Source organism: Wenyingzhuangia marina (assembly GCF_900130035.1).
GTDB classification, from domain to species: domain Bacteria; phylum Bacteroidota; class Bacteroidia; order Flavobacteriales; family Flavobacteriaceae; genus Wenyingzhuangia; species Wenyingzhuangia marina.
On sequence record NZ_FQXQ01000007.1, the window covers coordinates 57,680 to 81,987 of the forward strand.

A 24,308-nucleotide genomic window follows, 5' to 3' on the forward strand; every position below is an offset into this window, starting at 1 on the left:
AAAAAAGCCACTCATTGAGTGGCTTTTTCTTTGATTTTAGATTTTTAAATACTGTATTGAGATATTTTTTTTACATACTTTCCTAATACATCAAATTCTAAATTCACTTTTGTGTTTATCTTATAATGTTTAAACCTAGTATGTTCGTAGGTATAAGGAATTATAGCAACGCTAAAAGTATTTTCGCCAGAGTTAACAACTGTTAAACTAGTACCATCTATAGTAATAGATCCCTTTTCTATGGTTAAGTTACCTAATGCTTTGTCATATTCAAAGCTAAACTGCCAACTCCCATCTTTGTTTTCAATACTGGTGCAAATACCTGTTTGATCTACATGACCTTGTACAATATGTCCATCTAATCGATCACCAAGTTTCATTGCTCGTTCTAAATTCACAACATCATTTATTTGTAGTGTGTTTAAATTTGTTTTTTCAAGAGTTTCCGCAATAGCAGTTACGGTATATTCATCTTTGTTAATTTTAACAACCGTTAAACAAACTCCATTATGAGCAACACTTTGATCAATTTTAAGTTCATTGGTAATATTTGAAGAAATGGTGATATCTAAATTGGTGTTTTTTTGTACTAAGTTTCTAACAACACCGGAGGTCTCAATAATTCCTGTAAACATGATGTATATGATTTTAAATGACTAATTTCGTATCCCAAAAGTAATATATAATGAGTGATAATCGTATAATAAGAGTAGGAATCTCTGTTGGTGATTTGAATGGCGTAGGAGTTGAGTTGATCTTAAAAACATTTGAAGATAAAAGAGTGTACGACTTGTGTACACCTGTTGTGTATGCATCAGATAAGGTAATGTCATATTACAAAAAACAATTAAAATTTAATTACCCTATAAATTTCATAGCAGATTCGCAAGGCATAGAAGAAGGAAAGTTAAATGTAATAAAAGTTTGGGATGAGATAGTTGAATTACAACCAGGGATACCCACACAGGTTTCGGGTCAAAAAGCTTTTGAGTCATTGGCAGCAGCTACAGAGGCTTTAAATAAGGAGGAAGTGGATGTGCTTTTAACAGCTCCAATTAGTAAAGATAATATTCAGTCAGAGGAATTTAATTTCCCAGGACATACAGAGTATTTAGAGTCAAAGATTGATGGAGAAAGTTTGATGATTTTAATGTCAAAATACATTAAAGTTGGTTTGGTTACTGGACACATTCCTGTTTCTGAAGTTTCGGCAGCTTTGAATAAGGAGCTTATTTGTAAAAAAATTGATATCATGTATCAATCGTTATTACAAGATTTTGGAATTTCAAAACCAAGAATTGCTGTTTTAGGTTTAAATCCGCATTGTGGAGATCATGGTGTAATTGGCAAAGAAGATGATGAATTAATTCGTCCATTATTAGAAGAATATCAAGAAAAAGGACAATTGGTTTATGGGCCTTATGCAGCAGATGGTTTCTTTGGAAATCAATTTTATCAAAAATTTGATGGCGTAATTTCTATGTATCACGATCAAGGGTTGGTAGGTTTTAAAGCGATTTCGTTTGGAGAAGGAGTTAATTTTACAGCAGGTTTGGCTAAAGTAAGAGTGTCTCCAGACCATGGAACAGCCTTTGATATTGCTGGTAAGGGAACTGCAAATGTCTCATCTTTTCAAGAAGCTTTGTATAATGGAATTTCAATAATTAAAAAGAGAAAAGAGTACCAAAAATTAACGGCTAACAGTTTAAAAACTAAAAAGTAAGAAATTAATCATTTAGTTTTTGAATCAATAAAATGTTTTTATATCTTTGCCGGCTCAAATTGATGTTTTTATATGAAAACACTTAGCGAATTTAGGATACCATTTGTAGGGTTGAAAGAAGGAAAACACCAGTTTGATTTTCAAATTGATAGAAAGTTCTTTGATGCTTTTGAATATGATGAATTTGAGGAGGTTGATTTTGAAGTTAGTTTAGAGCTAAATAAAAAAACAACTTTAATGGAGTTGGATTTTGTTGCTAATGGTACGGTAAAAGTTCCATGTGATGTAACAGGAGAAGATTTTAGTTTAAAAGTTAATGGTGAATTTTCGTTAATTGTAAAGTTTGGAGAAACTTTTAATAATGATGTAGAGGATTTACTTATTTTACCTCATGATGCATATCAGATAGAAGTACAACAATATATATATGAGTTAATCGTATTGTCTGTACCTCAAAAAAGAGTAAAACCTGGAGTCTCTCGTAAAGAGATAAATGATGCAGATGAGCTTAAGAAGCAATTAAAGAAAAAGGAAGTAAAAAAAGAACAATTAGATCCAAGATGGGATCAATTAAAACAATTATTAGATAAAAAATAAAAATTTATAGCAATGGCACATCCAAAGAGAAAAATCTCAAAAACAAGAAGAGATAAAAGAAGAACTCATTACAAAGCTGTAGCTCCACAAGTTGCTGTAGATCCAACTACAGGAGAAGCGCACTTATATCATAGAGCTCACTGGAACGAAGGAAAATTATATTACAGAGGTCAAGTTGTTATTGACTCAACTGAAGCTGAAGCATAGTTAATCGTTTTTAAATGTATTAACAAAGAAACCCTCATTTTATGAGGGTTTCTTTGTTAATTTGAACGAATTTTGACAAAAAAAGGAGCCTTTTTAATCAAGATTTAGAAATAAATTTTATTACTTTGGCTTTTCATATTGTTTAAAGATTTCTTAACAATCAATTTATGGCAAAGATTAATGCTGCTATCACAGCTGTTGGAAAATATGTTCCTGATTATGTATTGACTAACAAAGAGTTAGAGCAGATAGTGGAGACAAATGACGAGTGGATTACGTCTCGAACAGGAATCAAAGAAAGGAGAATCTTAAAAGATAAAGATAAGCCAACATCTTATTTAGCAATCAAAGCTGCTGAAGATTTGATTCAAAAGAAAGGATTAGACCCAAAGGAAATTGACTTAGTTTTAGTTGGAACAGCTACACCTGATATGAATGTAGCATCTACTGCAGTATATGTAGCAACTCAAATTGGTGCTGTAAATGCATTTGGTTATGATTTGCAAGCAGCATGTTCAAGTTTTTTATATGCAATGTCAACAGCGGCAGCATATATAGAGTCTGGTAGATATAAAAAGGTATTGATTATTGGTGCCGATAAAATGTCATCTATTATAGACTACGAAGATAGAGCAACTTGTATTATTTTTGGTGATGGAGCAGGAGCTGCATTATTTGAACCAAACACTGAAGGTTTAGGGTTACAAGATGAATACTTAAGAAGTGATGGAATTGGAAGAGAATTCCTTAAAATGGAAGCTGGTGGATCTTTAAATCCTGCTTCTCATGAGACAGTAGATAATAAACAACATTATATAAGACAAGAAGGTAGAACTGTATTTAAGTATGCCGTTTCTAATATGGCCGATGCTGCGGTAAAGGTTTTAGAAAGAAATAATTTGACAAATGATGATGTAGATTGGTTGGCTGCACACCAAGCAAATACTAGAATTATTGAAGCAACTGCTAATCGAATAGAGTTAGATAAAGAAAAAGTTATGATGAATATTCAGTATTATGGAAATACTACATCTGGTACTTTACCTTTATTATTGGCAGATTACGAAAAACAACTTAAAAAAGGAGATAATATAATCTTTGCCGCTTTTGGTGGCGGATTTACATGGGGAGCCACATACTTAAAGTGGGCTTATAACTCATAAAATAATTAATTTTAAAGAATACGCACTTAATATAAACGATTATGGAATTAAAGGACATTCAGAATTTAATTAAATTCGTAGCAAGATCAGGAGCTAACGAAGTAAAATTAGAAATGGAAGATATTAAAATCACCATTAAAACAGGAGAGGGTAAAACCGAAACTACTATTTTACAACACGCAGCACCATTGTCTATGGCTGCACCAGTAGCTCAGGCAGCACCAGCTCCTGCAGCACCAGTTGCATCAGAGGCAGCTCCTGCGGCTGAAGACTCAAAATACATTACGATTACTTCTCCTATGATTGGTACTTTTTACAGAAGACCATCTCCAGATAAACCTTTGTTTGTAGAGGTAGGTGATACTGTACAAGCTGATTCTGTAGTTTGTGTAATTGAAGCAATGAAGTTATTTAACGAAATTGAATCTGAAGTATCAGGTAAAATTATAAAAATATTAGTAGAAGATAGTACTCCAGTAGAATTTGGACAACCATTATTTTTAGTAGATCCATCATAATTATTAGATAGATTTTAAAGATTTAAGTACTAACTACTAAAAGAAATAAAATGTTTAAAAAAATATTAATAGCCAACCGTGGTGAGATTGCTTTACGTGTCATTAGAACATGTAGAGAAATGGGTATCAAAACAGTAGCTGTATATTCAACTGCAGATCAAGATAGTTTGCATGTTCGTTTTGCAGATGAGGCAGTTTGTATTGGTCCTGCTCCAAGTTCGGAGTCTTATTTAAAGATGGTAAATATTATTGCAGCTGCAGAAATTACCAATGCAGATGCAATTCACCCAGGATATGGATTCTTGTCTGAAAATGCAAGATTTTCTAAATTATGTCAAGATCACGATATTAAATTTATTGGAGCTACTCCAGAAATGATTAATAGAATGGGAGATAAAGCAAATGCTAAATCTACCATGATTGCTGCTGGTGTACCATGTGTACCAGGTAGTGAAGGAGTGATTGAAGATTTTGAAACATGTGAAAAAGTAGCGCTAGAAACAGGATATCCGGTAATGCTTAAAGCTTCTGCTGGTGGTGGTGGTAAAGGAATGAGAGCTGTTTGGAAAGCAGAAGATTTAAGAGATGCTTGGGATTCTGCACGTCATGAATCAAAAGCTGCTTTTGGAAATGATGATATGTACATGGAAAAGTTAATTGAAGAGCCACGTCATATTGAAATCCAAATAGTTGGTGATGCATATGGAAAAGCTTGTCACTTATCAGAAAGAGATTGTTCTGTACAACGCCGTCATCAAAAATTAACAGAAGAAACACCTTCTCCATTCATGACCGATGAGTTAAGAGAAGCTATGGGAAATGCTGCTGTTGCTGCTGCTGAATACATTAAGTACGAGGGAGCTGGTACTGTAGAGTTCTTGGTAGATAAGCATAGAAACTTCTACTTTATGGAAATGAATACTCGTATTCAGGTAGAGCATCCAATTACAGAAGAAGTAGTAGATTACGATTTAATTCGTGAACAAATTATGGTAGCTGCTGGAATTCCAATTTCTGGTAAAAACTATTTTCCAAAATTACATTCCATAGAGTGTAGAATTAATGCCGAAGATCCTTTTGCAGGATTTAGACCAGCACCAGGAAAAATTACTTCTTTCCATGCACCAGGAGGACATGGAGTTCGATTAGATACTCATGTTTATGCAGGGTATACGATTCCGCCAAATTATGATTCTATGATTGCAAAGTTAATTTGTACAGCGCAAACTCGTGAAGAAGCGATTAATAAAATGAAGCGTGCTTTAGATGAGTTTATTATTGAAGGAATTAAAACAACCATTCCTTTTCATCGTCAATTAATGGATCATCCAGATTATGTAGCAGGAAATTATACTACTAAGTTTATGGAAGATTTTGTAATAGAAAAACCAGTATAAATACTGTTTTAATAAATTAAAAAAGAGAGCGCTTTAAAGCGCTCTCTTTTATTTTTATGTAAATTTATTGTCATGAAAATATTAGTTGTTTATACAGGGGGGACACTTGGCATGGTTAAAGATGAAATCTCCGGAGCTTTAAAACCAGGTGAAATAAAAGGAATTGAACAGTTTTTTGAAAAAGAAAATGTTTTAAGTTATTGTGATTTAATACCTATGAGTGATTTGGTAGACTCCTCTAATTTTAACAGAAAGTATTATTCAGAATTAAGTAATATTATAAAAAATAATTATTCAAAATACGATGCTTTTTTAATATTAATGGGAACAGATACGATGGCTTATATAAGTTCATTGTTAAGTTTTTGTATCAGTGGTCTTTCTAAATCTATCATATTTACAGGAGGTCAAAAAACATTATACGAGCAGGGTTCTGATAGCATAAAAAATTTAAAAGGAGCGATTCAAGGGTTAGTTACAAACAAATTTCCTAAAGAAGTTGGGATATTTTTTGCTGAAAAATGGCATAGAGCGGTGTGTACAACCAAGCAAAACACTAAAGATTTTGATGCATATATTTCAGTAAATAATAATATTTATCAACCTAATTTAAGTGAAGAATTTGATGTTACTACAGATGTTTCGGCTAATTTGGTGATTATAAAAATGACTCCTTTTGATGACGAGAATTTGTTATTTACACTTTTAAAAGATGAAAATATTAACATAATCATATTAGAAATATTTGGTTCGGGTAATTTACCTGAGTTTTCAGAAGCCTTAAAAAGGTACTTCAAAAAGAGAATTAATCAAGGTTTAAAAGTAGTAGTAACCTCACAATGTATGTATGGAGGGTTAGAAATAGGACGATATGAATCTAGCTTAAACATCTCATCATTAGGCTTTTTAAATGCAGGAAGTATGACTAAAGAGTCCATTGTCGGGAAATTGATGTCCTTGGTCGAAAAAAAATTAAATATTCAAGACTTTAAGATAATCTTTGAGAATTCTGTTCGTGGTGAATAGAAAATTGTTAATAATATTTAACATTATAATATTTTTTAAAGTAAACATTTTTTTGTTACTTGCTCATCGTTTATCAATTATCATTAATAGTATTAATTAAAATAGAAATGAAAAAAGTTTTTAGTATCCTAGCTGTTGCAGGATTATTGTTTTTAGGGACTTCAAATGCATTTGCACAAGAAGAAGGAGCTACTGTAGATTCTACAAATGTAGCAGCAACTGAAAATGTTGCAAATGAAGAGACGGCGGCTACTCCAGAAGAAGCGAAAGAAGCTGAAGCTCCAAAAGTTGAACCAACTTTTCACCAAGTATTAAAACAACGTTTTATTGAAGGTGGAGCTGAATTCATGGGAATTGTATTGGTTGCTTTAATTTTAGGATTAGCGATTGCTATCGAAAGAATTATTTATTTAAACTTAGCTACTACAAACACTAAGAAATTAGTTGCTAAAGTAGATGAAGCTTTGGCTTCTGGAGGTTTAGATGCAGCAAAAGAGGTGTGTAGAAATACAAAAGGACCTGTTGCTTCTATTTTTTACCAAGGTTTAGATAGATCATCAGAAGGAATCGATGCTGCTGAAAAAGCTGTTGTTGGTTACGGAGGAGTACAAATGGGATTATTAGAGAAAAACATCTCTTGGTTATCTTTGTTTATTGCTTTGGCACCGATGTTAGGGTTTATGGGTACAGTAATTGGTATGATTGATGCCTTTGATGCGATTCAAGTTGCGGGAGATATTAACCCAGCGGTAGTTGCAGGAGGTATTAAAGTAGCCTTATTAACAACTGTATTTGGATTAGTAGTAGCAATTATATTACAAGTTTTTTACAATATTATCGTTGCAAAAGTTGATAGTATTGTTAACAAGATGGAAGACGCTTCTATCTCTTTAATCGACTTATTAGTTAAATACAAAAAATAATATTCATTATGAGTAGTAAATTATCAAAAATATTAACCGCTGTAATTTTTATTATTGCTGTTATTGCTGCTGTATTGTTTATTAACGTATATATTGCTGAAGAAGATGAATTGGCATCTAAAGTTAATCCTTTAGTAGAATTCTCAGCATGGTTGTTATACATTACATTGGCTATAACTTTAGTATTCTCAGTGGTGAATATCTTTAAACACCCAGAGGAAATAAAAAAGATAGTAATCAATTTAGCTATTTTAGCAGTTGTTTATTTTATAGCATATTTTACAGCATCTGATGCTGCTGTATTAGATGTTCAAGGACAAGTGTTAGAAGGAGGAGATGCTGGGACTGTATCAAAATTAATTAGTACAATTATTAACTTTAGTTTATACTTAGGAGTTATTGCAATTGCAGCTGTTGGTTTAGGTACTGTTAAAACAGCAATTAAATAAACCTGATTTATGGCAAGAAGAGAAAATAGTGAAATTAATGCAGGTTCAATGGCAGATATTGCTTTCTTGCTGCTTATCTTTTTCTTGGTAACAACAACTATGGATACCGATTCTGGTATTCTAAGAAAATTACCAGAAAAACAACCTGAGGATGTTGAGGCACCTCCAGTAAGACAGAGAAACATATTTGAAGTAAATATCAACCGTTTCGATCAATTATTGGTTGAAGAAGAAGAAGTAAAAATTGGTGATTTAAGAGAGTTAGCAGTTAAATTTATTGACAACGGAGCAGGTAAAAATGCAGAAGGGCAACCATGTAATTATTGTGAAGGTGAAAAATCAGAATCATCTTCTGAGCATCCAGCTAAAGCAATTATTTCAGTTCAAACTGCACAAACAACTTCATACGGAATGTATATTTCAGTTCAGAATGAGTTGTTGGCTGCTTACACAGAGTTAAGAAATAGATACGCTAAAAAATATCTACAAGGAAAATACAAAGGACTTTCATATTCTGATTTGTTAAAACTACAAAAAGGAGAAGTTAAAAACCCTGATTTAGATGCTGCAATTGACCAAATTAAAAAGGCATATCCTGAGATATTATCTGATGCTAAACCAATAAAATAAGAAGCACTATGTCAAAGTTTGGAAAAAAGAAAAAAGAAGTGCCAGCAGTGAATACTGCTGCCTTACCGGATATTGTATTTATGCTTTTGTTTTTCTTCATGGTATCTACTACTATGCGTGAAACTTCTTTGTTAATTAAAAAACCAAAATTGCCAAGTGCAACGGAAGTAAAGAAGTTAGAGCATAAAAGTTTAGTAAGTACTATATATGTTGGTAAAGCAGTAAATCCTTCTGAGGGAACTGGAGATAAAATTCAGTTAAACGATAAAATTTCTACAGTAAACGATATCGTAAATTTTATCTACTCAGAAAGAGATAAGCACGATGCTGATGAGCAGAAAGCAATGGTTACCTCTATCAAAGCTGATATGAAAACCAATGTTGGAACCATTTCAGATATTAAAGATGAATTACAATCTATTAATGCATTAAAAATTAGTTATTCATCTAGTTCTGGTGATGTAGCTAATAATTTTAAATAATAAAAAAGCAGTGCCAAAAGCACTGCTTTTTTATTGATATTATATGATGAAATTTTAACGAATAGGTTTTCGAAACTTATTTATTTTGTTGTATTTTTCAATCCAATAGTTGTTTATTTTAGCAACATTAAAATTATAATAATTAAATACTAAAAATATGAGCGTTATAGTTAACATTCACGCAAGACAAATTTTTGACTCAAGAGGTAATCCAACTGTAGAAGTTGATGTAATTACTGAAAATGGAGTTTTAGGTAGAGCAATTGTTCCTTCTGGAGCATCTACTGGAGAACATGAAGCTGTAGAACTAAGAGATGGTGGTTCTGACTTTATGGGAAAAGGTGTTTTAAACGCTGTTAAAAACGTAAATACTGTACTTGCTGAAGAGTTAATAGGTTTTTCTGTTTTTGAACAAAATGCTATTGACAAAGCAATGATTGATTTAGACGGTACTCCGAATAAAGCTAAATTAGGAGCTAACGCAATTTTAGGAGTTTCTTTAGCTGTTGCTAAAGCCGCTGCAAACGAATTGGACATGCCTTTGTACCGTTACGTAGGTGGTGTTTCTGCTAATACTTTACCTGTTCCTATGATGAACATCGTAAACGGTGGATCACACTCTGACGCTCCAATCGCATTCCAAGAGTTCATGATTATGCCAATTAAAGCTAAAAACTTTACTGAAGCATTAAAAATGGGAACTGAAATTTTCCACAACTTAGCTAAAATTTTACACGGACGTAATTTATCTACTGCTGTAGGTGATGAAGGAGGATTTGCTCCAACATTTGATGGAACTGAAGATGCTATTGAAACAGTATTATCAGCTATTGAAAAAGCTGGATATAAGCCAGGAGAAGAAGTGAAATTAGCTTTAGACTGTGCTTCTGCTGAGTTCTATGAAGATGGAAAATACAACTACGCTAAATTCGAAGGTGAAGGTGGTGCAGTACGTTCTTCTAAAGAGCAAGCTGAATACTTAGCTGAATTAGCTAACAAATATCCAATCATCTCTATTGAAGATGGTATGGATGAAAATGACTGGGAAGGATGGAAGTACTTAACTGAATTAATTGGAGATAAAGTTCAATTAGTAGGTGATGATTTATTTGTAACTAACGTTGAACGTTTAGCTACAGGTATTGAAAAAGGTATTGCAAACTCTATCTTAATTAAAGTAAACCAAATTGGTACTTTAACTGAAACAATTGCAGCTGTAAACATGGCACATAACGCTGGTTACACTTCTGTAATGTCTCACCGTTCTGGAGAAACTGAAGACACTACTATTGCTGATTTAGCTGTGGCGTTAAACACAGGTCAAATTAAAACTGGTTCTGCTTCACGTTCTGACCGTATGGCTAAGTACAACCAATTAATTAGAATTGAAGAAGAATTAGCTGAGGTAGCATATTTCCCTCAAGCTAAAGCTTTTAAAGTTAAGGCTTAATTAACTTTTAAAATATTTAAAAAGCACCTCATTTGAGGTGCTTTTTTTGTTTTATTCAAGTTCTATCTATGATTATTTAAAAAGGACTTATTATTTTTGAGTTTAGAATATTAATTTTTTGTGATGGGTGTAATTATAAGAGAAGGTGAGTTAAAAGATACAAGTGGTATATTTTCATTGATTAATGAATTAGCTAAGTTTGAGAATGAACCTGATGCTGTAGAACTAACTATAGAAGATATTAAGAATGATGGATTTGGTGACCATCCAAAATTTGAAGTATTTGTAGCAGAATTAAATGAAGAATTAATTGGTATGGCTTTGTTCTACTACCGTTATTCTACCTGGAAAGGTAAAACATTACACTTAGAAGACTTAATTGTTAAAGAGACTGCTAGAGGAAATGGAGTTGGGAAATTGTTGTACAATGAAGTTTTAAAGTATGCACATCAGCAAAAGCTAAAAAGGGTTGAATGGGCAGTTTTAAATTGGAATACTCCTGCCGTAAATTTTTATGAAAATTCTGGAGCGGTAGTTTTTGATGATTGGCGAGTAGTACAAATGTCTCAAGAACAATTGAAGAATTATATTGATAGTATTTAAAGACTATTTATAGCTGATGAATAAAAAAAATCCCAAAGCGATAAAGCTTTGGGATTTTTTAAATTATGATAGTTGCTAATTATTTAGCAGCCTCGTAGTTTGCAGAAACAGCATCCCAGTTAATTACATTAAAAAATGCATTGATATAATCTGGTCTTCTGTTTTGGTAATTTAAGTAATATGCATGTTCCCATACATCTAACCCTAAAATAGGTTGGTTACCACAAGTAACACCTGGCATTAATGGATTGTCTTGGTTAGGAGTAGAACATACGTTCACTGCTCCACCTTTAGCAACACATAACCATGCCCATCCAGATCCGAATTGAGTAGCAGCAGCTTTAGAAAAAGCATCTTTAAAAGCTTCAAAAGATCCAAATGCAGCATCAATAGCAGTAGCTAAAGCTCCAGTTGGTTGTCCTCCACCATTTGGAGACATTACGTTCCAAAATAAAGAGTGATTGTAAAAACCTCCACCGTTATTTCTAACAGCTTTGTTTTCCATATCTAATCCATTTAATATCTCTTCAATAGACTTTCCTTCTAAGTCTGTACCAGCAATAGCAGCGTTTAAGTTGGTTGTATATCCATTGTGGTGCTTGCTATGGTGTATTTCCATAGTTTTTGCATCTACGTGTGGTTCTAATGCATCGTATGCATAAGGTAATTTTGGTAATTCAAAAGCCATTTTGTTATGATTTTTATTGATTCGTACTCAAAGATAAATAACTATTTTTTTTTCAAAGAATTTTTAAGAGTTATTTACAGATATCATGATACTGTGAAAATATAAAAAACTTAAAATTAGTGTTTTATGAATTAAATTCATAAATTTAGTATGATTCATGGTAATACGAACCCCTTACATGTTTTTGTTTAACTAAAACTGTTTTCCCATGAGTAATTCTATTTTTACTTCCGATGGATTAAGTTCCATGTATCATGTTATTGTTGATGCTATTTATAATATTGTTAGAGGTATTCTAAACCAGATAAGGGTGCTAAATACCATTCAGAAAATTATCATAGCGATATACTTTTCTTTAGTGGTATTTTTCTTTAGTATGGCAATTTACTATGCTTTATTTCAGCGCTGGTTTTAGCTTGATTAAATTCTATGATAAAAAAGATTATCACTATAAAATATTCTAAAAACACCAACCAAAGGTTTTCTTTGTAGTTGGTATTTATGTATGCGCTGTAACTTAATATAATGGTAAAGCTCCATACTACAGCAAAGTTATATTTTGTGAAGATACTCAAAAACAAAGGAATGGCTATATACCAAGGATGAACCACACTGGCCAATAAATAATAGCTGATAATTAAAAACAGCATACTTGTAAAAAGTGTTACTGTTTTATTGTTTTTTCTAATGATAGAAATAAGTATGGTAATAACAATAATAATAAAAGGTGTTGTTTTTCCAACCAGTCCAATGATATTATAACCTTTAATCCAAAAACCAATTTCCCTAACCACATAATAAATACTAGCATTGAACTCAAAATTTTGAAAATAGAGTTCTATACTAGACATAAAGTTGTTTACTAAATTTTGACTTAAAAAAGGGATAAATAATATTGCGTTAATCCCTAAAACAATTGTTCCGTAAATGAACAGGTTTTTGAATCCCAATTTTTTGTATAAAAGAGGAATAAAAAGTAATGGAATTAGTTTGATTGAAACTGCACAAGCCCATAAAGATGCAGATAAATGATTTTTATTTTTAAGTAGATAATAAATACTTGCACTTAAAAAAGCAATCATCATTCCTTCATAATGTAGGTTTCCCGTAAGTTCTATAATAATAAAAGGGTTGATAAAATATAAGAGTATTTTTCTCTTATCAATATTTAAGATTTTTAAAATTTTGAGACCAAAATATACCGTAATAATATCTGCGATAATTAAGGTTAATCTCATCATAATAGTACTGATAAAAATACCATTTTCTGAGATGATGGCAGGAATGGTAAAGGCAAATTGATTTAAAGGTGGATAACAGGTGAAATGACTTCCATTCATATTTCCCATGCCTTTATACAATTCTATTCCGTTAGAAATAAGTTCAGGATTGTTTTGTGGTAATATTAAATATGGATTGATACCCTTTGCGATGGCTCTTCCATCCCATAAAAATCTGTAAAAATCATCAGAAAGGTTAGGAATGGCAAATAGTAGAATAAATCTGAAAATAATTCCACCAATAATTAGCCATCTTATAGATAGGTTACTGCATTTATATAAAAGTCCAAACCCAATAAATAGAAGACTGTAATAAGTAAAAACTTTGTTGAAATCTGTTCTAGGTGTTGTATAGCCAAATAAATAGTAGGCTATGGCAGAAAGTAAAATGACTAACAAAGCTTGTTTGTTAGTCATTTTAAAAGATTTTATAAATAATTTCATTTGACTTTCTTGAACCTGATTTGTCGAAAAAAAGCTACTTATTTACATTATACTTTTTTAAACACAGAGGTATAAAATATAAATCCGAAACCTAAAAATAACATTACATGGAATATAATCAATCCACTATCAAAAGGAATGTACCAAGCATCGCATGGAGCCAAACCAAACATACATTCTTTATCATAAACTTTAAGTTCATTTCGGCCAATATATCTCACTAACCAAGCACTCACAATTCCAAATAAAAAGTAAAGACATAAAAAACCTTCATAAATTACATTCTTTGATGGTTTTTTACGAATGTATTTGTTTGTTTTCCAACCATCAATAGATTTGATATTAAACTTTGGTGTTCTAACAAATTCACTACGTTTACGTCTATGTCCTTCAATAACAGCTCCAGAGTTATTTAAAGACAATCCCATGGCAACACTAAAGAAGGTTAGAAAAGTTCTGATGTATTGTAAAAAACCTTTGACTCCTGATTTTTTTTGCACATGTTTAAACATATACCAGTAACAAATAAAGAAAATAAGGGTACTGATTCCGAAAAAACTCATGGCTATAAAATAACCTTTAAAATCATCAAAATAGTTTTTAACGTATAACATAGGAACGCTTAAAACTCCTACAATTAATACATTTAAAAACATGGTACTGTTTAAAAGATGTAATACACAGTGAGCTTTGGTCTTGAAAGACAAATCAGAATGAATAATTTTTTTGAACATTTTCTGAAAGTTTTCAGCCCCACCTTTGTTCCATCTAAATTGTTGAGATCTTGCAGCACTAATAACTACAGGTAATTCAGCAGGTGTTTCCACATCAACCAAATATTTAAACTGCCAACCTTTTAATTGAGCTCTATAACTTAAATCTAAATCTTCGGTTAAAGTATCGCCTTCCCAGTTACCAGCATCATAAATACATTCTTTTCTCCAAACGCCTGCAGTTCCATTAAAGTTTATAAAATGTCCTTTAGAGTTTCTACCCATTTGTTCTAAGGTAAAGTGAGCATCTAAAGCAAAAGCTTGAATTTTAGTTAATAGAGAATAGTTTCTGTTAATATGTCCCCATCGTGTTTGTACTACCCCAATTTTTTCATCCTTAAAATAAGGAATGGTTTTGTACAACCAATCAGCTTCAGGTAAGAAGTCGGAATCAAAAATGGCAATTAATTCCCCTTTAGCAATAGCCAACCCTTCTTTTAAAGCTCCTGCTTTATAACCTTGTCTATTGGTTCTTGTAATATGAATAATATCTAAACCTGTTGCAGCAAGTTTATCAACTCTTTCTTTTGTTTTGATAACTGTCTCATCTGTAGAATCATCTAATACCTGGATCTCTAACTTTTCTCTGGGATAATCTAACAAAGCGATGTTTTTTAACAATCGTTTCATTACATATTTTTCGTTAAAAACAGGTAGTTGAATAGTTACATAAGGAATTTCATCAGGATTATTTAAATCAAATTTAGGAGAATTGTCTAATCCTTTTTTGTCTTTTTTCTTAGCCTTAAGGTAATTGAACAGCAAATTTAACTGTGCCAAAGCATAAAAGAAAACCATTACCAACGAGACTATGTATATAATTAAAAGTATGCTACTGATAATGTATATGATATCATTGGTAGATTTTGAAAGCGTAAATAGTAAACCGTGCAACATTACTTGAAACTATATTTAAAAATCCAACTTAATATTTTAATTCCGGCAAAGATAGTTCCTTTTATCGTACCTGAAACTTTTGAAACCCCAATTCTTTTCTTATATCTAACGGGTACCTCAAGATAGTTAATTTTTTGTTTCAGAGCCTTTAATTGCATTTCGATTGTCCAACCATAGGTCTTGTCTTGCATGTTTAATTTTAATAAAGAATCGTATTTAATGGCTCTAAAAGGTCCTAAATCAGTAAACTTTGCATTGAATATGATTTTCATTAGACGGGTTGCTAACCAATTCCCAAAAATTTGCTGTGGAGTCATGGAGTGTTTTTCTCGCCCACTTTTAGTTCTTGCTCCAATTACCATATCATAATTTTGGGTGATGATAGGTTTTACCAAATCAATCATTTCTTCTGGATAGTCTGAATAATCTCCATCTAAGAAAACAACAATATCAGGGTTGATATTGTTCTTAGCGATATAATCTAATCCTTTTAAGCAAGCATAGCCATAACCCATTTGTTTTTCTAACAAAACGGTTGCTCCAGCATTTTCTGCAATTTGTTGCGTATGATCGGTAGAATTATTGTTGACTACAATAATGTGGTTAGCGATATTCTTAGGAATATCATGTATAACATGAGCTATAGATTGCTCTTCGTTATAAGCAGGAATAATCACTGCTATGGTATTGTTCATATAATTTTATAGTTGATATTTTAAATGATTAGGAATTCTTTTTTGTCATATTAAGTAAGTCCATATCATTCCCCAAAAGTATATCATTTACTTGAGTTCTACTAGCATCTGTATTAGAACCATTTTCTAATTTTAATACCCCACGCGGGCACACGGCAGAACAGATTCCACACCCTACACAAGAGGAACGAACAATATTCTGTCCTTTTTGTGCATAAGCCCTAACATCAATTCCTTGTTCGCAATAAGTAGAACAATTTCCACAAGAAATACATTGCCCTCCGTTGGTTGTAATTCTAAATTTAGATTTAAAACGCTGTACGAAACCTAGATATGCGGCTAAAGGACAACCAAATCTGCACCAAACTCTATTTCCCATAATAGGATAAAATCCAGTTCCAATGACACCAGAAAAAATAGAACCAATAAAAAATCCATACCAGGTTTGAACATCATACGCTGAAATACCAAAGGCAATTACTTTCCAACTTTCTATATGAGCAAAATAAACGTATAAAGTCAAGGCTGTCATAGAAGTAGCAAACACCAAAACTCCGTGTATCAACCAACGTTCTATTTTCCATGATAATAAAGATTTATCGGATAATTGTCTATATGGATCTCCTAAAGTTTCAGCCAAACCGCCACATCCACAAACCCAAGAGCAATACCACCTTTTCCCATAAAAATAAACCATAATAGGAACAATAATAGCAGTTAATGCAATTCCCCAAACCAACATAAATATTCCTAAATGTCCACTGTTGATAAGATTGTTAATGTTATAGTCAAAAAAGAAAGTATAGTTTAGTGGCCAAGCATTTTTAAAATCAAACCAAGGTTTGTTAAAGGCTACTAAAATTTCGGGAATTAAAAACCCAAAAGCTATTTGAAAAAATAAAACAACAGTAGTTCTTAATAATTGATAACTATTGTGACGATATTTAATAAACATCCTTACAGCAAAAACTGTCATCACAGAGCAATACATTACACCATATAAAAACCATTGACTGGCATCGTTACCACTTAAAAAATGACTGATTCCATTTACGGATAAAATAGGATTGATGATGTAATTAGGAAAAAAGTAAAGCAACACATAAAAGGCCATAAAAAAGAAAGCAGTGATAAAACCAATGATTCCTCTGTTAGTAGCACTATGTTGAAAAATTCCGTTGTTTTTAATTCCTGCAGGTCCTAATAATTTATAATCAGGAATAAAAACCATTAAACCACCAATAATAGCCAAACCAAACGTCATAAAAAACCAAAGACTTATGTTGTTGCTGTACCAACCAATTACTGAAGCTCTGGCCAGAGGATAAATGAAATCTTTAGAAGTTTTGTTCCACTTTAGATGAATGATTTTATTCCAATCTGTTTTAGTTTGACTTTTTTGATATTGATTTGATGCTTTGGCTTGATTAAGAATGATATGAGACAATTCCCAAGTACTTATTTCTTTATCAACAATGGCTTTTTGAGTATGGTTTATAAAATATTCACTTTTAATATTTTTACTCTGTATCCAGCTTTCATAAGTAGCTGTTGTTACTTTATGGGTTCCTGTAAAAACACTTCCTATAAAAAAGGCAAAACCTAAAAAAGTTAAAAGATATCCTACGTTTTTAATTGCTTTCATTTGGATGATGTTGAATGGTTGATTTGTGTAAATGTTAAGTAGTTTCGTATTTTTTAATTGACTAAACAAATCAACTTGTTTGAAAAATTCTTTTCCAACTTTTCTTTTTTGCTTTTAATGAGGTTCCGTTTTCAATATTAAACTTTGCTACAATTTCGTTTTCATATTGTTTATAAAACTCAGGATCAAAATTGGCATCTTTTAGGTGTTCTAAAACATATTCAATACTTTTTTCTTCGGTTAACCATTTGTCAAATAATTGATGTCTTAACCTAATTCCTAAAGTGTTAATTCCAATAAATCTTTTTGAATTTTTATCAAAATTAAAGTGCAAACATTTTTTACTATCTGTATGTTCCCAATAAAAACGAGCTTCATTTTCTTTCGGTTCTGCAGTAATCCAACCATAAGTTTGATATTCTATATCAAAAAACTTGGCAGAGTTAAACCAATGTCCAGGATTGTATTTTGTAGGAGTACCACAAATGGTTCTAGCCACTGTTTCCCCCATCATTCTACCGGTATACCAAACGGCTTCAATAGGTCTTCTTTCTCCAATTGCTGATTGTTGTTGAGCGCAATCTCCAATAGCATAAATATTAGGGATATTGGTTTCTAAATATCTGTTTACTAAAACACCTTTGTCTAATTGAATTCCAGAATCTTTTAAAAAACTAACATTAGGACTTACTCCAGCTGTTAACCCTACTAGATTACAAGGAATGGTTTCTCCTTTATCTGTTACCACAGCTTTTGCTCTCCCGTATTCATCAGATAAAATTTCTATCAAATTAGTGTCTAAAAGTAAATCTATATGGTGTTCTTTAATGTGCTTATTAATCATTTCAGATTCTTGGGCAGGTAACACTTTGTTCCAAAAACTAGTTTCTCTTACCAAAAAGGTTACAGGAATGTTTTTAGAAGCAAACATTTCTGCCATTTCAATCCCAATCAATCCACCACCTACAATTACAGCTCTTTTACAATCTTTAGCATAATGAGTAATTTCATCTAAATCTTGTTTAGAATACATTCCCATGACTCCCTTTAAGTCCTGTCCAGGCCAACCAAATTTGTTTGGTTTAGAACCAGTAGCAATAATTAAATCATCATAAGAAATAGAGGAGTTGTTGTCTAAAATTAAGGTTTTAGAAGCTATTTCAACTTTTTGAACATGTGCTTGAATTAGATCAATTCTGTTTTTTTTCCAAAACCAATTTTCATATGGCTGAGTATGTTCAAATTTTATATGCCCCATAAAAACATACATCAAAGCAGTTCTGGAAAAAAAATACTTGGTCTCTGATGAAACAATAGTAATATGATAATCAGATTTTTTTCTGATATGCCTCGCAGCCGTAATACCTGCAATACCGTTACCAATAATAATAACTTGTTTCATGAGCATTGAGTTTAACAAAGTTTAATGTACAAGCATTTTGTCGAAAATTAAAGAGGGTTCTTAAAAAAGAAATACTATTTATATTTTATTTAAATAAGACAATCCTACTGTAAGTTATTTATGGCATTAACCACAAAGAAAGAGTCTCTAATCTATACTAAAAAACATCAATGCACTATAAAATACTAATTACGTTATTTGTTTTTACTCCTTTTAAACTAAATGCTCAGGTTATAAAAAGTATTGGTTATGAAGGAAATAAAAAGACTAAAACAAAGGTCTTAGAGAAATTAACAACGATAAAAGTTGGAGAGAAATTAGATTCTGTTGTTTTAGAAAAAGACATCACTTTGATTAGTAGATTACCTGTTTGCAATACATCAGAGTATGTCATATCGACAGATAGTGATGGGAATTATGAGGTTATTTATACAATTGAAGAAACAAATACTATTATTCCAACGGTCAATTTTTGGACGGCTAATAATCAACAATTTGCATATCAATTAGGAGTTAAAGAATTTAATCTTTTAGGAGAAAACAAACAAATAGGAGGATTTTATAGAAACAACGGCCTCCATTCTTTTTCGGTCAATTATCAAGATCCTTTTTTGTTTAGTGCAACAACAGGTATTTCCATCACTTTACAAAATTTAAGTAGTTTAGAACCCTTGTATTTTGATGATGAAAGTGCAGACTATCAATATAAAAACAGCTCCATAGAAGCATTAGTATTAAAAAGGATAAGTCCTAATCACAATATTAATTTAGGAGTAATTTTTTTTAATGAACAATACCAGTATGTCGAAGGATATCAAGCGACCAATACTTTAAGAAGTTTAGATGAATTAAAACTTTCATTTAAAGGAGGTTTTGACTATAATACTTTAAAATATTATTATCAATATGTTGAAGGATTTAGAAGTTTGTTAAATTTTCAGCATGTAATGCCAGTTGATGAAAGTAACAGAAAATTGACTGTTTTTTGGAATGATTTTCTGTATTATAAACGCATCCATCAAAAAGGTAATTTAGCGACAAGATTAAGGTTGGGTATTTCGAGTAATAATGATAGTCCTTTTGCTCCTTTTGCTTTAGATAATAATTTAAACATAAGAGGAGTGGGGAATATTATAGATAGAGGAACAGGAGTTATGGTCTTAAATATGGAATATAGACATACTGTTATTGATAAAAAATGGTTTTCTATGCAAACCAATATTTTTGTAGATGCTGGTAATTGGAGAAAAACAGGAGGAGAGCTTAATGGATTGGTTAAAATTTCAGGAGCAAGATTACATCCTGGGATAGGTTTAAGATTTATCCACAAAAAAATATATAATGCTGTTTTAAGAATTGATTATGGATTTAGTGTAATTAATGAAAAACAACAAGGTTTGGTATTTGGTGTTGGGCAGTATTTTTAATTATAAAACTCCTATATGTTTTTTAATGTTAGCTTTTCAAAGTATATTATAAACAATTCTTTGAAAGAAAAAAATTAGAGATTTAATTTTAAAACAATGATAAGACATGTATAAGAAATAAAACAGGCTGTCTCAAAGACAGCCTGTTTTATAATAATTGAATGGGTTATTCAATTTAATGAATAAGTATCTTTTTAACTTCTCTATTAGCATCAGAACTTAATATTACAACATAAATTCCTGTTTTCATTCTATGTGAAAAAGATGAAGTAGTTATGTTTTCTTGTAAAATTAACACACCTCTAATATCATAAACAGTTATTTCTGTATTTGCACTTATATTTTTAACATGAAGTACATTGTCTTCAGAATAAACTAAATTTTTAGATGCACTTGTGTTTATATTGTCTTCTAAACTTAATGTGCTTTTTAACTCTTCAACGTCATTAGAATCAAGTATTAGCCATCGTTGACTAGTTGAAGTATTATTTAGATTTAATCCTTGAGTTGTTGTTAAATCTGAAGTTGTAGCTCTAAGTACAGCTGGCGAAGTACTTGCTTCAGGATGAATAATCCAATATCCTTTATAAGATTCTGATCCAATTGTAGTTTCCACACGGGCATTCATCAATTGAAAATAATCATTTGAGGCTGGGGTTGCTCTAGCAATTGTACTAATACCATTACTTCCTGTGTTTTTATATGTAAAATATTTTCCAGTAGCTGCATTCTTTATGGTATAGTATGAGTTTGATGGATTAAATTCTAAATACCATGCTGCATTATCATCGCCCATTGCTTCAGATGGAGTCATAACCTTGTTTATAAGATTTCCAGATTCGTCAATGGTAATAAAAGCATTGTCTCTTCTAGTTGTTTCTTCTTCGCTTTTAATGTAGTATTTAATATTGTCTTTTAATTCAAAAGTATAAGCTGGTGTCGCAAAATTACCTGTTGGAGGTAATCCATCTTCACCAAGAGCTTGGGCAATTAAACAATTTGTAATATATAATAATTCACTTCCGTTATCTTCTTGAGCACCATTAATACCATATGGCCACATGTGTACGTTATCACCAGTTAAATGTTCATTAGGATTATTACTTATAAACTGAATAACTTTGTCTACACGTTCACCAAGCCAAAGTCCTCTAGAACCTGTTTCTCTTAACGGAGAACTAGGTCCATACCACATACTATGTGTTCCTACACCAATAGTGTGTGCCATCTCATGTAGAGCAGTACCTGTTCTTTGGTAACTAGCATTTGGACCAAATCTCATCCATCCACCATAAGAGGCTTCAGCAGTAGGAGTACCTGAACCATAATTTACAGTTATATGATGTCCTTTGATACTTGTAAGGTTGTTATAATAGTTAATAGCTGAAGACATTGCTGCTTCTACCCTTGTACGGTTATCACCTGTTAAACCACTTGTTAGATTATAAGTCACCGTTCCTTTTGGAATGGTAATGAATTTTATTACGTCACCGTAACCTATTGCATTTCCAGAGCTTACAGCATAAGCTCTCATGTAATAAACAGTAGAAGGTTCTAGGTTTTCAAGATGATAAATATTACCATTGCTTGATAGGTATTTGGTAGTTTTATTATCAAATATGGTTGGTTCAGGGTTAGTACTCCAGCAGAATCCATGTTCTTTTAGCGTTGATATGTTTACTCCTGATATTGTACTACGACCAAATGCCATTGTAGCACCTCTTGCATAATTTGGATTTGTAATAACAGTTGGAGCGGGTCCTGTAGCATTCGCTATACCATATTTATCAACTGCTGTATTTAATGTATTGATAGCATTATGTATATCATTAACACTAAGACTGAAATTATTGGATGATGTTATAGCATTGTTAATAGCAGTATCTAGTTCTGCAGCTTCATTACCATTACCATCTCCATAAATCATCAATGCTTCATCAATAGCAGTTTGTAACTCTAAATATGAGTTTACAGAAATTTGAGCGTTTAAGGTTTGATCTTTTAATAGTTGAATTGTACTTGCAAGTGTTTCTTTGGTAACGGACTGATCTGCTATAGCTTGATCACCAGAGTTTATTGCGCTAATAAGTTCTGTTCTATAATCATCACTCATCTTGTCTGTTAGTAAACCATTAGCAGTATCAACTAATTCTTGTATAAAGGTTTTTGAGCTTTCAATGTCAAAACCATTAAATATTAACCTGAAATTATCACAAGCAATCCAATTTCCAGAAGCATTTTCTGCCTTTAATCCTATCGTTGTTGTTCCGTTGGATACAAAAAGATTTATAGTATAATCATTAATTATATTTACAGGGGTTTTATCATCGTTTGCAAAAATATATACGCCAGTTTGAATGGATGATAAATTATTTGTATTACTATTTCCAGCAGCAACAGTAAGAGTATAAAACCCGTTAGGTAATCCATTTACTGTTTGTTGTATGCTAGCATTAGGCATGTTTTGAGTAGTTGACACGTATTTTTCAGCATAAGTATTACCTTCTTTTTTAGAAAAAGCATTATTACCTTGACTAGCCATTCCATTATTTTCCCAGCCATTTAATGATGATTCAAAACTAGGGTTTTCAATATAATCTGTGAAATCTGTCTTGTTAGCAAAGTTATATTTATCAATAGCTAAATTTAGTGCTTCTGTAGCATTATTGACTTCTTCAAGGCTAATTGAGAAATTATTTGATGTGTCTTTGGCTGTATTGATAGCAGTTTGTAGTGCAATTGCTTCTTTACCAGATCCATCATCATATATAGCTAAAGCGGAATCAATAGTGGTTTGTAAATTTTCATATGAATTTACTGAGATCTGAGCGTTTAATTCTTTCTCTTTTATATGTTGAATGACATCAGCAATTGTTTGTTCTGTAGCAGCTTCATCAGCTATAGTTTGATCACCTAAATTTATGGCACTAACAAGTTCTGTTCTAACATTATTATTCATTTTATCTGATAATAAAGTATTTGCAGCATCAACTAATTCTTGTATATAAGTTTTAGAATTTTCACCATTATATACTAATCTAAAATTATCACAAGTAAGCCAGTTTCCAGTGGCATTTTCTGCTTTTAACCCTAAGGTTATCGTTCCATTATTCACAAAAAAATCTATAGTATAATCTTTAACTGTGTTTACAGATGTTTCAACATTGTTTGCAAAAATAGACACCCCTGTTTGAGGGGTTGATGAGTTATTTATGGTGCTACCACTAGCAGATTGCTGTATGTTACCAGCAGCAACAGTAAGACTATAATACCCGTTAGTAACCCCAGTTATTGTTTGTTGTACACTTACATTAGGAATGCTTTGACCTCTTGACACCCATCTTTCAATATAAGTGTTACCATCTTTATTAGGGAAAACATTATTAGTTTGCGTAAACATTCCGTTATTTACCCAACCTGTAAATCCATTTTCAAAACTTATATTAGAGAGAAGATTGTTTGTGGTTTGAGCATTGGCATTTGTAGGAAAGAATAACAAACTTAAAAGTGTGACAAGTATTGATAATTGTAATTTTATTTTCATAAAATATCAAGGTTAAATTAATTTTTGATAAAACTATTAAATTATGTTGTGTTATTAGGGTGGCGTATTAATAATAAAACGGGGTGTTTTTTGTGTTTTGTTTAATAATGGGTGTTTATGATGTTTATTTTCTAGAACCAATTTTCATATGGTTGAGTATGTTCAAATTTCATATGCCCCATAAAAACATACATCAAAGCAGTTCTGGAAAAAAAATACTTGGTTTCTGATGAAACAATAGTAATATGATAATCAGATTTTTTTCTGATATGCCTCGCAGCTGTAATACCAGCAATACCGTTTCCTATAATTACTATATTTTTCATCTGTTTAATTTTTAGTTAA

At 31.6% G+C, this 24,308-nt stretch carries 22 protein-coding genes and 1 pseudogene; 14 read left to right on the top strand and 9 right to left on the bottom strand.

The genetic code is table 11. The annotated features are described in order from the left end of the window. Window positions 1-44 precede the first annotated feature (44 nt). Window positions 45-635: a riboflavin synthase gene (locus tag BUB70_RS13310; protein ID WP_073122427.1), complete on the bottom strand. Its 591-nt coding sequence runs from the start codon at window positions 633-635 to the stop codon at window positions 45-47. A 50-nt stretch (window positions 636-685) separates the two neighbouring features. Between BUB70_RS13310 and pdxA the strand changes: the two genes are divergently transcribed. The 13 genes from pdxA (at window position 686) to BUB70_RS13375 (ending at window position 11,168) form a co-directional block, all read left to right on the top strand. Beyond that, a complete protein-coding gene (pdxA, locus tag BUB70_RS13315) occupies window positions 686-1,723 on the top strand; it encodes a 4-hydroxythreonine-4-phosphate dehydrogenase PdxA (RefSeq protein ID WP_073122429.1) in 1,038 nt (345 codons plus the stop codon). Window positions 1,724-1,795: 72 nt separating this feature from the next. Further along, window positions 1,796-2,320, top strand: coding sequence for a YceD family protein (locus tag BUB70_RS13320; protein ID WP_073122431.1), 525 nt, complete (start codon window positions 1,796-1,798; stop codon window positions 2,318-2,320). Between the two features lie 12 nt (window positions 2,321-2,332). Then, window positions 2,333-2,527 (top strand): 50S ribosomal protein L32, encoded by a 195-nt coding sequence (gene rpmF, locus BUB70_RS13325; protein ID WP_068827521.1) that lies wholly within the window; start codon window positions 2,333-2,335, stop codon window positions 2,525-2,527. 167 nt (window positions 2,528-2,694) lie between these two features. Next, a complete protein-coding gene (locus BUB70_RS13330; RefSeq protein ID WP_073122434.1) occupies window positions 2,695-3,690 on the top strand; it encodes a beta-ketoacyl-ACP synthase III in 996 nt (331 codons plus the stop codon). A 41-nt stretch (window positions 3,691-3,731) separates the two neighbouring features. Further along, window positions 3,732-4,208, top strand: coding sequence for an acetyl-CoA carboxylase biotin carboxyl carrier protein (gene accB, locus BUB70_RS13335; protein ID WP_073122436.1), 477 nt, complete (start codon window positions 3,732-3,734; stop codon window positions 4,206-4,208). Window positions 4,209-4,258: 50 nt separating this feature from the next. Then, window positions 4,259-5,605, top strand: coding sequence for an acetyl-CoA carboxylase biotin carboxylase subunit (gene accC / locus BUB70_RS13340; RefSeq protein WP_073122438.1), 1,347 nt, complete (start codon window positions 4,259-4,261; stop codon window positions 5,603-5,605). 72 nt (window positions 5,606-5,677) lie between these two features. Continuing rightward, a complete protein-coding gene (locus BUB70_RS13345; protein WP_073122440.1) occupies window positions 5,678-6,631 on the top strand; it encodes an asparaginase domain-containing protein in 954 nt (317 codons plus the stop codon). 107 nt (window positions 6,632-6,738) lie between these two features. Continuing rightward, window positions 6,739-7,554 carry a MotA/TolQ/ExbB proton channel family protein gene (locus BUB70_RS13350; RefSeq protein ID WP_073122442.1) on the top strand — a complete coding sequence of 272 codons (816 nt, stop codon included), beginning with the start codon at window positions 6,739-6,741 and terminating at the stop codon, window positions 7,552-7,554. 8 nt (window positions 7,555-7,562) lie between these two features. Continuing rightward, window positions 7,563-8,003, top strand: a complete 441-nt coding sequence (locus BUB70_RS13355) for a hypothetical protein (protein ID WP_073122444.1) — start codon at window positions 7,563-7,565, stop codon at window positions 8,001-8,003. Between the two features lie 9 nt (window positions 8,004-8,012). Next, window positions 8,013-8,633, top strand: coding sequence for an ExbD/TolR family protein (locus BUB70_RS13360; protein ID WP_073122447.1), 621 nt, complete (start codon window positions 8,013-8,015; stop codon window positions 8,631-8,633). Between the two features lie 8 nt (window positions 8,634-8,641). Continuing rightward, window positions 8,642-9,115 (top strand): ExbD/TolR family protein, encoded by a 474-nt coding sequence (locus tag BUB70_RS13365; RefSeq protein WP_073122449.1) that lies wholly within the window; start codon window positions 8,642-8,644, stop codon window positions 9,113-9,115. Window positions 9,116-9,272: 157 nt separating this feature from the next. Then, a complete protein-coding gene (gene eno / locus BUB70_RS13370) occupies window positions 9,273-10,565 on the top strand; it encodes a phosphopyruvate hydratase (RefSeq protein ID WP_073122451.1) in 1,293 nt (430 codons plus the stop codon). 123 nt (window positions 10,566-10,688) lie between these two features. Further along, on the top strand, window positions 10,689-11,168 hold the full coding sequence (locus BUB70_RS13375) for a GNAT family N-acetyltransferase (protein ID WP_073122453.1): 480 nt from the start codon (window positions 10,689-10,691) through the stop codon (window positions 11,166-11,168). A 79-nt stretch (window positions 11,169-11,247) separates the two neighbouring features. Here the strand turns inward: BUB70_RS13375 and BUB70_RS13380 are convergent, their stop codons facing one another. The 6 genes from BUB70_RS13380 to BUB70_RS13405 form a co-directional block, all read right to left on the bottom strand. After that, entirely contained in the window at window positions 11,248-11,856 is a 609-nt protein-coding gene (locus tag BUB70_RS13380) for a superoxide dismutase (protein WP_073122455.1), read from the bottom strand. Window positions 11,857-12,227: 371 nt separating this feature from the next. Further along, window positions 12,228-13,553, bottom strand: a complete 1,326-nt coding sequence (locus tag BUB70_RS13385; RefSeq protein WP_188351971.1) for an MptA/MptB family glycosyltransferase — start codon at window positions 13,551-13,553, stop codon at window positions 12,228-12,230. Between the two features lie 74 nt (window positions 13,554-13,627). Beyond that, window positions 13,628-15,151, bottom strand: a complete 1,524-nt coding sequence (locus BUB70_RS13390) for a cellulose synthase family protein (RefSeq protein ID WP_440870551.1) — start codon at window positions 15,149-15,151, stop codon at window positions 13,628-13,630. Window positions 15,152-15,249: 98 nt separating this feature from the next. Further along, entirely contained in the window at window positions 15,250-15,945 is a 696-nt protein-coding gene (locus BUB70_RS13395; RefSeq protein WP_073122462.1) for a glycosyltransferase family 2 protein, read from the bottom strand. Between the two features lie 28 nt (window positions 15,946-15,973). Beyond that, window positions 15,974-17,590, bottom strand: a complete 1,617-nt coding sequence (locus BUB70_RS13400; RefSeq protein WP_073122465.1) for a 4Fe-4S binding protein — start codon at window positions 17,588-17,590, stop codon at window positions 15,974-15,976. A gap of 70 nt (window positions 17,591-17,660) precedes the next feature. Beyond that, on the bottom strand, window positions 17,661-18,992 hold the full coding sequence (locus tag BUB70_RS13405; protein WP_073122467.1) for an NAD(P)/FAD-dependent oxidoreductase: 1,332 nt from the start codon (window positions 18,990-18,992) through the stop codon (window positions 17,661-17,663). Between the two features lie 170 nt (window positions 18,993-19,162). Between BUB70_RS13405 and BUB70_RS13410 the strand changes: the two genes are divergently transcribed. Further along, the gene (locus BUB70_RS13410) at window positions 19,163-20,419 is read left to right on the top strand and encodes a POTRA domain-containing protein (protein ID WP_073122470.1); all 1,257 of its coding nucleotides are present in this window, start codon (window positions 19,163-19,165) and stop codon (window positions 20,417-20,419) included. Between the two features lie 175 nt (window positions 20,420-20,594). Here BUB70_RS13410 and BUB70_RS13415 read toward each other — a convergent pair whose 3' ends face one another. After that, on the bottom strand, window positions 20,595-23,963 hold the full coding sequence (locus BUB70_RS13415; protein WP_073122472.1) for a T9SS type A sorting domain-containing protein: 3,369 nt from the start codon (window positions 23,961-23,963) through the stop codon (window positions 20,595-20,597). 134 nt (window positions 23,964-24,097) lie between these two features. Beyond that, window positions 24,098-24,289: pseudogene (locus tag BUB70_RS13420) on the bottom strand (FAD-dependent oxidoreductase); the annotation flags it as partial. Window positions 24,290-24,308: the final 19 nt, after the last annotated feature.